Raw genomic sequence first — 11569 nt, forward strand, 5'->3', positions numbered from 1 at the left:
TTTGGTTATCGTAATTAAACTCAGTAAGATCGAAAAAAGCTAACTAGTGATGTACACTAATTAGCTTTTTGAATGTTATATGGTTAAGATTGGTTTCTCAGCACCATAGCCGAAACGCGTTCACCCTAAATTCACTCAAGATATTTCTCGGCAACATAGCCGAAATGCGTTCGCAGGAAAGCCCTTAAAGACAACAAACTCCCTCCCAGGTGCTTTCAGCACCCAGTCGGGAGAAATTGTTTCTCGGCAGCATAGTCGAAATGCGCTCGCCAGGAGCTTGCTAGAGATAACAAACCCCTGCTTAGGCGCAAGTCGCCCTCGGCAGGGGAAATTGTTATCTTTCCGCAAGCTCTTAACTGGCTCGCGCTCTATCTATTTTAGTACCAACCGTGTGATTGCCAGAATGATTGTGCGGCACTCCAGGAACCGTAACGGCTAGCTACGTATTGGTCGGCTACTCGTTCTTGGTTTGCGGCGGAGTAGTCACCGTTAAGGTATGATGCGGATAATTGGTACTTACCAATGTATTGACCGTTTTGGGCACCGTAGTTACCACCTGATTCACGGGCAGCAATCCATGCCTTTGCGGCAGCATCGTTACCGGCTACGCTTGATGTGTAATTACTGTAACTTGCAGCATTGCTTGCTGAAGTTGTTGCAGTTGCGGTTTGTGCAGCTGAGTTGTTAGTAGTAGCTGCAGAACTAGTTTGGTTGTTTTGAGTTGTGGTATTTGCTGATGGCAAAGTTTCAACTTGTTGTTGAGTAGCAGGTGCAACTTCACCGTCATCCTTAATTACTAACTTTTGACCAACGTAGATCAAGTTCTTGTTAGCAATGTTGTTGTTTGAGGCCAAAGTATCAACGAAAGTTAAATCATGACCTAATTTGTAAGAAATCCCAGAAAGGGTGTCGCCTGATTGAACAGTGTAAATACTGTCGGCGCTAGCGGTGGTTGCAGTAGCTACAGTACCTAAAGCAACGGCACCGGCAATGGCTGCTGTAATCTTAGCTGCTTTCTTAGATAACTTCATAAAAAATCAATCCATCCTTTTCTCTTGTAAGTTTGTAAGTAATATGATGTTAATTGTTTTGGAAATTGATGTTTTAGATATCATCAACGGTTATATACTATACAGGTTCAGCGTTACGGATGGGTTACCACGATTTTTCAAATTCCGCTATTTTTGTAATTTTTTGTAACAAATATGCATCTTTTTCTTATATATTCATTTTACGAAAAGAGTCATTTACTGATATACCAAGGTTCTTCGGTTGTCCTAAATTTTTCCTTCGCTAATTTGGAAATCAACCAAATGTTCTATTATTTTACCAATTTTTAATTTAAAATCCCGATTTTAAGCTAAAAAAAGCCCCATAACACGTAAATGTTACAGGACTATTTCAATTATTGACGTCTTTGTAATTTGAATTTAGTTATTCATCAAAACATCGAGCAATTCAGAGGCAGACTCCTTCAATGCATCCTTAAACTTGTCATTTCCAAGGTGAGTGAAGATTTCACCAACATAAACTCCCTTATTAAATAGTTCAGTGAAGACCTTGTCGATAACTGGCTTAGTCTTTTCTGGTTCTTGAACAGGACCAAATGGGTTAGCAAAGAAGGTCTTACTCATCCCAACTTCATCAGTTGTTCCCAAGGCCTTCCGTTGACCAGCAATAAAGACTTTTTCAGCTTCTTCCTTAGTGTCAAAGCGGTGAATTCCAACTTGATCGCTATAGTTGTTAGCATACAACCACATGTCAATATGATGGTGCTTAACAACATTTTGGTAAGTATCAGCTGGAATAATAACCCGGGCATTCTTCCGTTCTGGGTTCAAGTATACCCCACGGTCCATGTTGTTAAATGCAACCGCACTGCTCAAGTCGTCCAAACGAACAAAGGCACCAGTTTCTGTACCTTGTGCATAGATGTGACCATCATCAGTTAAGGTAAAGCTTCCCATATCATCAAAAATGGTTTCCATGCTGACAATCTTATCATCAGCTAATTCTTGTAAGGCTTCGATTGATTCTGACTTCCCGGCACCGGAGTCCCCAAAGAAGACAACGTTCTTTTCCTTACCATTAGTGAACTTGATCTTTAACATTGAACCGTGAATTGGCAAACGACCATTGTAAATTTGGTGAAGGTTATGAACGGTCAAGCACATCTTCTTCATGTAACCAAAGTAAGTGGTCTTGTCAGTATATGGTACTTCACCAACCCAAATATCGTTCTTCTCATCGTGGTAATAGTGTGAAACCATTCCCTCAGTCTTTTCAAGGCCAAAGAGAACAACAAGATCTGGCTTTTGTCCTTCAACTTCTTCGGGTGATGCTAATTCAAACAAGTTTGAAAGAGCAATCCCGTTTACTAAGTAGTCAACGTTAAAGTAGATGAAGGCAAGACTTTCACCAATCTTAGCTGGATAGCAGAACCACTTACCCCGTTCACCATGGAAACGATCGACCGGGTTCTCTTCTACAGCTGAGAAGACACCTTCCCGCTTGTTACTCTTAGTATGCATCATCATTGGTGGCCGGAGCATTACGGTATTGATGAAATCAATGTCACGCAGTTCTTCATAACCAGCAGGAATCTTCCAATCATGTTGTTGAACTAAAATTGTAGCGTTAGTTGCCGCATTGACTTGTCGGTAAGTCCGGTTTTCAAAGCCTTGAAGTTTTTCTTCAAGAATCCGGTAAAGCTTTCGTACCAAATCATTAAATTGGGTATCAATAGTCCGGAATTCGTTACCAACGATTTTATTATCATTGTAACTGATAACAGAAACCCGCAATAATGAACGATAGTATGAATACAATTCTTCGACACTAGCTAAGATATCTTTAGGATCATATTCATCAAAGGCACTATCATCGTCAAAAAGGATCTTCTTTAATACATCGATAAACTTATCAACACTGGCATTATCAAAAGCATCATCATCATTATCAGGGTTTCGTGAATCCAAGTATAATTTAACGATTTGCTTTACTTCATCACTATTTACTAATGAAGGAATATCAGTGAAGTAATTTTGACTGTAATTTAAGGTCGCTACTCCACGTTCAGGATTTACATATAGTGACTTAGTATCAATAATCTGACTGTCTTTTGACATTAATCTCATCCTTTCATCTCCGTAGTGTCTCTATTATAGTATATTTTTAAGAGAGAGATGAAAAAAATATTAACAAAATTTCATTTATTTACATAAAATACCAAATTTTATTAAAGAAAACGGTTTCTTAACTATGCTAAAATAAACTATAAGTAAATATTTTTAAGGAGAACCATGAATAATGAAGATAAATTGTAATGAAACCCTCGCCGTCTCTCTGCACCGTGTTTTCAATGCCGATCTAAATGAACACGGAACCGTTTTTGGCGGACGGATTTTAGAGCTAGTAGACGGTGAAGCATCTGTTGCCGCAATGCGTGTCACCCGCTCAACTGTCGTGACTGCCGCTATGGACCATGTTCAATTTCTTAAACCATTTCAACTCCAAGACTCAATGTGCATGGAAGCCTATGTTACAGGTGTTGGCCATAGATCATTAGAAGTGTTCGTCAAAGTCATTGGTGAACACTTGATGACTGGTGAACGTTTCATCGGCTTTTCCTGCTTCATGACTTACGTGATCCAAGACCCTAAAAAAGTAATCCAGTACGACCAATTGATTCCACAAACAGCAGAGCAAAAAGTAATGGTAGCTGGCTATGCAGCTCGTCGCCAACATCGAAAAGAAAATCGCCAAAAACAAGCAGCAATTATTAACTCAATCAGTAAAGATAAGCCATGGAAAATTTAATTTAATAACGGCTCCTCAACTCCCGAAATGATTTGAAAGTTGAGAAGCCGTTAAGTATTTATTTGACTATTTTAACTGCAGTCCCATATGCCGTAACCGTTGAAGATGTGGACTCAAAACGCATTGCTACTACTACATCTGCTCCTACTTGTTTGGCCTTATCCCGTAATACTTTAATTGCTTGCTCATGGGCAGACGTTTTCTCTTCCCCATTAGCGGTTCCAAATACTACTCCAATGATCCTGTAATCGTTCTCTGGAATTTTTTCAGTCGTTGTTAAAGTAATTTCATCGAATTCACTAATTACTGACTGTTTTTTCTTCTTTCGCCCCTGAGAAACGAAGCCTGCTAGGCCACGATTTATTCCTGCTCCATACATTTTTTTAGCACGATCAATTGATTCCTGATCATTTTTTGACTTAAACAGCATTTATCTCCCACACCTATTCATAGATTATTGTATTTAGATTATAACAAAAACTTTCGATAATAATGGACAACACTATTATCGAAAGTTTTTTACTATTTTATTACTGAAATACGTTCGCAGGAAAGCCCTTAGAGATAACAAACCCCTGCCTAGGCGCAAGTCGCCCTCGGCAGGGGAAATTGTTTTAGGCAACATAGCCGAAACGCGTTCACTCTAAATTCACTCAAGATATTTTTCGGCAGCATAGCCGAAACGCGTTCGCAGGAAAGCCCTTAGAGACAACAAACTCCCTCCCAGGTGCTTTCAGCACCCAGTCGGGAGAAATTGTTGTCTTACAGGACTTTTTTATCCTGCTCACGCTCTAATTAGTACCAACCGTGTGATTGCCAGAATGATTGTGCGGCACTCCAGGAACCGTAACGGCTAGCTACGTATTGGTCGGCTACTCGTTCTTGGTTTGCGGCGGAGTAGTCACCGTTAAGGTATGATGCGGATAATTGGTACTTACCAATGTATTGACCGTTTTGGGCACCGTAGTTACCACCTGATTCACGGGCAGCAATCCATGCCTTTGCGGCAGCATCATTACCGGCTACGCTTGATGTGTAGTTACTGTAACTTGCAGCATTGCTTGCTGAAGTTGTTGCAGTTGCTGTTTGTGCCTGAGTATTTGCTGAAGCAGCTTGTTGTGGTTGTGCTTGGCTTTGACTAGCAGCACTAGTTGAGGTAGCTGCAGAACTAGTTTGGTTAGCAGTATTTGCTGATGGTAAGGTTTCAACTTGTTGTTGAGTAGCAGGTGCAACTTCACCGTCATCCTTAATTACTAACTTTTGACCAACGTAGATCAAGTTCTTGTTAGCAATGTTGTTGTTTGAAGCTAATGTATCAACAAAAGTTAAATCATGACCTAACTTATATGAAATTCCTGATAAGGTGTCACCGCTTTGCACCGTGTAAATTGAGTCGGCGTTAGCGGTTGTGGTAGTTGCGATAGTACCTAAGGCAACAACCCCGGCTACAGCAGCTGTAACTTTAGCGATGTTCTTCGATAACTTATTCATATAAATGAAATACCTTCCTTTTCTCAAATGTTGTTTCAAATTTCTAATTATTAATTTAAGTTGTTGATGACCTCATCAACGGTTTCTAATATACACGATTAAAATTACACGGTAGTTACCACAGATTATCAATTTCAGCCTTTTCCGTAATCTGATGTAACAAAAGGTTTATTTTCACTCCTGAGAAATGATAACGGATCCCAGTAGCAAGCGGTTCAAGTGTCTTTCTTTATCAAATCATTTATAAAATATATTTTGTAATAAAGAAAAATAAAAAAGGCTAAATTAAGGATTTTTGATCGTTAATTTAGCCTTTTTATCACTATTTTGTGCGTTTTTGTAACCGTTTTGTAACTAAGAGTGACGCACTAACCATGAATCGGCTGGTAATTGCGCCTTAAAGAAGTCACCAGAAGCATTAAAACGGGGAGCCTTTTCTTGATCATCAACCATTATCCTATCACTACTAGCAATAATGCGGTGTTGATGAAGCTCTAATGGTTCCTCATCCACAGTGGCTAATTTCCCCCACTTTATTTGAGCATTGGAATCAACCCATCCCCACTCATTTACTTGGGCACTAGTGTTTTCACCGTAGCCATCAACCTGAGTAACCACCTCTTGCTGGCAGTCAGCCTCAACCATCGAAGCTAGCTGGACATTCCAATGTGCATCAGAACCATCAAGAAAACTATAAAAGCTACTGTATCCATGCTGATTCTCTGGAATAACCCCTTCAATCTCAAGCTTCGAACCACGTGCTTGATAAGAATGAACCGCTTGACGAACTAAATCACCATAATAACGGTTATTTTGGCAGAACTTCACCTGAGCTCCCGTTCCCAGCAAAATTTCAGTAGCAGCGTATAACGGAGCCTGCGTTTCATAACTACTCTCTTCAATAATCGTTACCTGAGCGCCTGCACCAACAATAATTAGATTATGCGGATTATTGCTCCTCGTAACTAACCCAATTTTCAATGGTTCCTCTAATTTTGTATTATCTGGAACATAAATAAATTGCCCAGTATCCATCAACGCCAGGTGAAGTGCGTTCAACTGGTTGTCCTGCCAACGAACTGCTTTCTCCATCAAGTTTTCCTGTAATAATTCGGGATATTTCTGAACGGCTAGGTTAATTGGCAGTGCCACAAAATCATCCCCGTCATGATTCAGCAACGAAGGTTCATCATTGGCAGCAAGATTTGGTTGTTGCCACTTTGTTAACCATGCTTGTTGCTGATTGGCTAACGGAAACCGTTTTTGCAGCATTATTGCTAATGAACGTTTCTTTTGTAGCCAGTCTGGTTGCCCCTGGCTAGCCTTTTGGACAGTCTTCAATAATTCTTCATTCATTAATCTCACCTGTTAATGGACTAACTTATCCCAAATGACTACCTTGCCACTAGCGAATGACTTCGGAACATCAATAATTCGTTGATTGGAGCTACCCCGGAATTGTAAGGTCAGATCCTTTTTTGCCAATAAAAACCGGCCATCAACCAAGATATCAATATTATGAAGCATTTCCAGTTTATCATCAGAATCCTTTAATAATTCCTCCCAGGTATACCCAGACCATGACCAAATATCTTTAGTATGGCCGAATTCCTTTCGTAGTCGATGAATTAACTTTAAACAAACCTGGGTGTTTAAGAACGGTTCGCCACCAAGAAGAGTAAGCCCCTGAACATAGCTTTGCGAAAGATCCTCCATTATCTGATCTTCAAGTTCCTGAGTATAAGGCTGCCCATAGTGGAAGTTTTGTGCCGCCTTATTGTAGCAACCCGGACAATTAAATAAACAACCACTAACATAAACACTGCAACGAACCCCTTCACCATCAACAAAATTAAATGGCTTATAGTCCGCTACGTATTGAAGTGAATGATCCTTTGCTAACCATTCCTTTGGTTGTGGATTTTTGGGTAATCTTTGCGGTCTTTTCTCTACCATTTTAATCCCCCACTAAATTTGATCGCCATTAATGGCAGCCCGATCTTCTTTTGAATCGAATTGACGATTTTGTTCAAACTGAGCAGCCGACTTAATCATTGAAGAACTCATATGCTTTACTCGGTGGATGATTTCCTCGTGCCGACCATGAACCATTGGCCGCTGTTGTGGATTACCTAAGTAGCCACAAGTCCGCTTAACAACATCACACGTTGCTGGATCATGGTTTCCACATTGCGGACACTTAAATCCACGTGCGGTTGCCTCAAACTCACCTTTAAACCCACACTTAAAGCATTGATCAATTGCAGTATTTGTTCCTAAGTAACCGACATGATCATACGCCCAGTCCCAAACTGCTTCGAGCGCCTTAGGATTTTGGCGAAGGTTTGGATATTCGCAATAGTGGATAAAGCCACCTGCAGCTTGGTATGGAAATGCTTCTTCAAATTCTAGCTTTTCAAATGGTGTTGGGTGCTTGCGAACATCATAGTGGAAACTATTAGTGTAATATTCCTTATCAGTAACATCTTCAATCCGACCAAACTTCTTGAGGTCATCTTGACAGAAAGTATCAGTTAATGATTCAGCAGGAGTTGAGTAAAGACTATAATGGTAGCCCTCTTCACTTTCCCACTTAGCACAAAGTTCATGCATCGCCTTAGCAATCGAAACCGCAAAGTCATGAGCTTCCTGGTTATATTCCCAATTTGAACCATAAAAAGTAGTGCAAACTTCATATAATCCAATGTATCCCAAAGAAATAGTTGCTCGGCTATTCTTAAAGACTTCATCAACACTATCAGTCCGCTTTAGTCGCTTACCAAACGCACCGTACATGTAAAGCAATGGCGCATTTTCGGGCTTAGCCTGCTTTGTCCGGGCAATTCGGTACTTCAAGGCAGTGTGACAAATATTCATCTTTTCTTGGAAAATTTGCCAAAAGAGTTCCTTATCACCTTGAGCTTCAAGGGCAATCCGCGGTAAGTTAACCGTTACAACTCCAAGATTCATTCGACCAGAATTAACCTCTTTACCAGTTTCCGGGTCTTTCCACCCTTGTAAGAACGAACGACATCCCATTGGCGTCTTAAAACTACCAGTGATTTCTTTGATTTTATCGTACATTAATAGGTCCGGGTACATCCGCTTAGTTGAACATTCAAGTGCAAGCTGCTTAATATCATAATTTGGATCACCAGGTTGTAAGTTTAGTCCACGCTTTAGTGTAAAAATCAATTTAGGGAAGATTGCCGTCCGGTGTTCTTTCCCCAATCCCTTAATTCGGATCTTCAAAATTGCTTTTTGGATTTCCCGACTAATCCAACTGGTTCCTAGACCAAAGTTGATTGTGGTAAATGGTGTTTGACCCTGGCTTGAATATAGAGTGTTGATCTCATATTCCAGGGTCTGCATTGCATCATAGATATCCTTCTTTGTCTTCGCCCGAGCAAATTCTTCCCGCTTTTCAGGAGCAATCCACTCCTTAGCATCCTTCATATGCTTTTGGTAATTCAATTTAGCATATGGTTCCAATAATTGGTCAATCCGGTTAGCGGAACAACCACCATATTGTAACGAAGCTACGTTTGCAATGATTTGGGACATCTGGGCAGTTGCCGTTTGAATTGAACGTGGTGAAGAAACCCAAGCATTCCCAATTTTGAAGCCATTTTTGAACATTTCATCAAAGTCAATCAGACAACAATTAGTTTCGGGAGTCACTGGTGAATAGTCCAAATCATGCCAGTGAATATCGCCACGTAAATGCGCCTTAGCAACTAAGTCAGGTAACATTCTCAATCCCAAAGCACGGCTAACGACCCCTGCTTCCAGATCCCGTTGCGTATTAAAAACGTGACTATCCTTATTCGCGTTTTCGTGGACAACTCGAGAATTGCGGTCAAACAATTGACTAAGCTTGTATTGCGGATCAGTTGCTTCCGCGAAGTTTTCTTCGTCTTGACGGCGATAGTTAACATATTTTTGGGCCAAAATGTTTTGGTCTGCTTTCTTTAGCCCCGAAATAAATGCCTGTGCAATTTCAATCGTAGAAACTGTTTTCTTTCCCATAAAGGAGAGCAGCTCTTGGTAAACAGCAGCTTTCGTTTTATCATCAGCAGCTAGTTCTTTTAACACTAAGTCAATCTTATAGCCGTAAAAGGGTGTCTCAGTGCCGTCACGCTTTACAACCTTTACATCGGTAAGATCTTGTAAACTTGTATCATTCATTAACTCTATTTTCATTTCTGCAGACCCCTCTTTTATTGTTTAACGATTGCTATCTTACTATTGAATAAATTGAAGAGAAAGGTTGACTTCCCCAGCACAATATGTAGGGGGGTGGGATATTATATCTACTATTTATTGTGATTTTTACTCAATTGAGACAATCTAATTAAGAATGATAAAGTACAAAGTCCTGCCTTATTAACTTTCTCCTGAATTTTGTATTGAAAATCCGTCTTTTTTCTCTTTCTCATATTATCAATAGATAAATCACCTAACTAAGAATTTATTAATCTGGATATATGAAAAACAATTCATGTATAGCTAATCCTTAACTGATCACTTTAATAAAATTCAGTGGAGAGGTCTAAATTTACGGTTATTTTGTATTGCTTTTTATTTTGATTCCCTTATTAACTCGTGAATCATAAGTTAGCTTAACATATGCAGACATGATAATTGGCAATACGGTTACCAAAATCATCAAGCCAAGAATCACAGCAATCGCAACCTGAATTAAAGTCATGATTCCAGATGGGATTAGAGCAGCAAAGGTTCCACTCAAAATAATAATTGCCGACATCACAACAGTACCAATAACGGTTGCAGATTGTAGAATATGCTTAACCTGATTGCCGGGATCCACTAGTTCTTCATCTCGATAACGCATCATCAAGAAAATGCTGTAATCGACTCCTAGCGCGACAAGCATAATAAAGGTAAAAAAGGGTGCATTCCACGTTAACATTTGCTCATGAAGCAAGTGCTGTGCAATAAGGGTTGTTAGATTAATGGCAGTATAGTAGGTTCCAACCAGAGTAGCAATAATCACCATTGGTTGAAGAACTGACCGCGTAAAGAACAGTAAAGCAATCCCAATACCAATAATCATGATCATAGCAGTCCGTGTGAAGTCTCCCTGAGATAACGTCTCAAGATCAAGATTTTGTGACGTTTGACCACCAATTGCCAACTTGGCCTTACTTAATGATGTCGCTTTTATCTGTGCTTTAACATCTTTTTCAAGTTGCTTAACTGTTTTGGCAGCAGCATGGCTATTAGGATCAGCTTTTAAGACTACTGATAATTGTGTTAATTGACGATTTTTATTCATATAAGTATTGTATGAAGTTACAAAAGATCACTATTATTAAGCTTATTTTGTGGAATGTTTAACTGGTTACCTGCTGGTGAGTTTCTTAATTCACCAAGATATAACTGGACCTCACTAATTCCATTTTGAACTTTATCTAATCCGCCAATTGCCTGGTTTAAGCCGGTTTCTAGCTGACTTAACTGACTGGACATTGCTTGTAGTTGGTGATTTAGTTGTTGAACCCCACCGTTAACTTGATTAATGCCACCATTTAACTGTTGACCTCCACTAGCCAATTGAGTGCCAGCTGCCCTTAGCTGATTTCCAGTACGAACCAGTTCACTACTCCCGCTAGTTAGTTGGCTAATCCCTTGGCTAAATATTGGAACTTGCTGGTTAATCGTGGTTAATGCTCCCGCTAGCTGACTTGTTCCTTGATTTAATTGACTGGCTGCAAGGTAAAATAAAAGCCTCACCAGAAGAATTAGGAGAAGCTATCGGGAAATTTGCGAATAAATATTGGATTATAGATTAACTTTGATTTTCTCTTTTTACCGTGTAATGTAGGCACACTATCTATTGTCATTTAAGCAGCTAAATGTGGTCGACTTCGTTTTGCTTTAGCTGATGATTCTTGCTTACGCTTATTTGACGATTTTGCCTTAGTGGTAAAACTAGGCATTATAATTTCATTTTTCTTCCATAGAAAAAGACCTCCTTACTGATAATTTCAGTATAGGAGATCTGAAAAATTAAATATAGGCGTGTTGGTATGGTGTGCTTACGTTGCTTACAGCAAATTTTTTCGGGTATCTGTCAACTGGTATTGATGGATATCGATACCACTCACAGAAATATGGGTGGTATTTTTTATACAAAAAGACAATCAATTCTTAAAAAGAAAAATTTTTGATTGGCAAAACCATAACAGGTTCGTTTGAGTGCTTTAATTTTTCGATTGATTCCTTCTAAGGGGCC

Annotated in this window: 11 protein-coding genes; 1 reads left to right on the forward strand and 10 read right to left on the reverse strand. The window is 39.6% G+C overall.

All coding sequences use genetic code 11. The features are described 5' to 3' along the window. Positions 1-377: 377 nt before the first annotated feature. Together apf (HUK45_RS05070) and HUK45_RS05075 are read right to left on the reverse strand one after the other, a co-directional pair. Positions 378-1031, reverse strand: coding sequence for an aggregation-promoting factor (apf, locus tag HUK45_RS05070; protein ID WP_191911381.1), 654 nt, complete (start codon positions 1029-1031; stop codon positions 378-380). A 399-nt stretch (positions 1032-1430) separates the two neighbouring features. Continuing rightward, complete coding sequence (locus HUK45_RS05075; RefSeq protein WP_191911382.1) at positions 1431-3128, reverse strand: phosphoenolpyruvate carboxykinase; 1698 nt, start codon at positions 3126-3128, stop codon at positions 1431-1433. A gap of 178 nt (positions 3129-3306) precedes the next feature. On the opposite strand from HUK45_RS05075, the gene HUK45_RS05080 reads away from it, so the two are divergent. Beyond that, the gene (locus HUK45_RS05080; RefSeq protein WP_191911393.1) at positions 3307-3819 is read left to right on the forward strand and encodes an acyl-CoA thioesterase; all 513 of its coding nucleotides are present in this window, start codon (positions 3307-3309) and stop codon (positions 3817-3819) included. Between the two features lie 58 nt (positions 3820-3877). On the opposite strand, the gene HUK45_RS05085 is transcribed toward HUK45_RS05080, so the two are convergent. From HUK45_RS05085 to HUK45_RS05120, 8 genes are all read right to left on the reverse strand, one after another. Continuing rightward, entirely contained in the window at positions 3878-4249 is a 372-nt protein-coding gene (locus HUK45_RS05085; RefSeq protein WP_413230821.1) for a heavy metal-binding domain-containing protein, read from the reverse strand. A gap of 365 nt (positions 4250-4614) precedes the next feature. Further along, positions 4615-5310, reverse strand: coding sequence for an aggregation-promoting factor (gene apf / locus HUK45_RS05090; RefSeq protein WP_191911383.1), 696 nt, complete (start codon positions 5308-5310; stop codon positions 4615-4617). 354 nt (positions 5311-5664) lie between these two features. Further along, positions 5665-6666, reverse strand: coding sequence for a SufD family Fe-S cluster assembly protein (locus tag HUK45_RS05095; protein WP_191911384.1), 1002 nt, complete (start codon positions 6664-6666; stop codon positions 5665-5667). 12 nt (positions 6667-6678) lie between these two features. Next, on the reverse strand, positions 6679-7266 hold the full coding sequence (gene nrdG, locus HUK45_RS05100; protein WP_102169087.1) for an anaerobic ribonucleoside-triphosphate reductase activating protein: 588 nt from the start codon (positions 7264-7266) through the stop codon (positions 6679-6681). Positions 7267-7278: 12 nt separating this feature from the next. After that, complete coding sequence (gene nrdD, locus HUK45_RS05105) at positions 7279-9513, reverse strand: anaerobic ribonucleoside-triphosphate reductase (RefSeq protein WP_191911385.1); 2235 nt, start codon at positions 9511-9513, stop codon at positions 7279-7281. Positions 9514-9874: 361 nt separating this feature from the next. Further along, positions 9875-10609, reverse strand: a complete 735-nt coding sequence (locus HUK45_RS05110) for an MMPL family transporter (RefSeq protein ID WP_191911386.1) — start codon at positions 10607-10609, stop codon at positions 9875-9877. A 17-nt stretch (positions 10610-10626) separates the two neighbouring features. Continuing rightward, positions 10627-11067: a hypothetical protein gene (locus tag HUK45_RS05115; RefSeq protein ID WP_191911387.1), complete on the reverse strand. Its 441-nt coding sequence runs from the start codon at positions 11065-11067 to the stop codon at positions 10627-10629. A 394-nt stretch (positions 11068-11461) separates the two neighbouring features. After that, positions 11462-11569 (reverse strand): transposase (locus HUK45_RS05120; protein ID WP_191911388.1); only part of this gene is annotated, 108 nt, incomplete at its 5' end.

Source organism: Limosilactobacillus urinaemulieris (genome assembly GCF_014838745.1).
Classification (GTDB): Bacteria; Bacillota; Bacilli; order Lactobacillales; family Lactobacillaceae; genus Limosilactobacillus; species Limosilactobacillus urinaemulieris.

Bases quoted from the DNA above. Each gene is read 5' to 3' on its own strand.
- apf (WP_191911381.1), bottom strand. From the start codon at position 1,031: ATGAAGTTATCTAAGAAAGCAGCTAAGATTACAGCAGCCATTGCCGGT.
- HUK45_RS05075 (WP_191911382.1), bottom strand. From the start codon at position 3,128: ATGTCAAAAGACAGTCAGATTATTGATACTAAGTCACTATATGTAAAT.
- HUK45_RS05085 (WP_413230821.1), bottom strand. From the start codon at position 4,249: ATGCTGTTTAAGTCAAAAAATGATCAGGAATCAATTGATCGTGCTAAA.
- apf (WP_191911383.1), bottom strand. From the start codon at position 5,310: ATGAATAAGTTATCGAAGAACATCGCTAAAGTTACAGCTGCTGTAGCC.
- HUK45_RS05095 (WP_191911384.1), bottom strand. From the start codon at position 6,666: ATGAATGAAGAATTATTGAAGACTGTCCAAAAGGCTAGCCAGGGGCAA.
- nrdG (WP_102169087.1), bottom strand. From the start codon at position 7,266: ATGGTAGAGAAAAGACCGCAAAGATTACCCAAAAATCCACAACCAAAG.
- nrdD (WP_191911385.1), bottom strand. From the start codon at position 9,513: ATGAAAATAGAGTTAATGAATGATACAAGTTTACAAGATCTTACCGAT.
- HUK45_RS05110 (WP_191911386.1), bottom strand. From the start codon at position 10,609: ATGAATAAAAATCGTCAATTAACACAATTATCAGTAGTCTTAAAAGCT.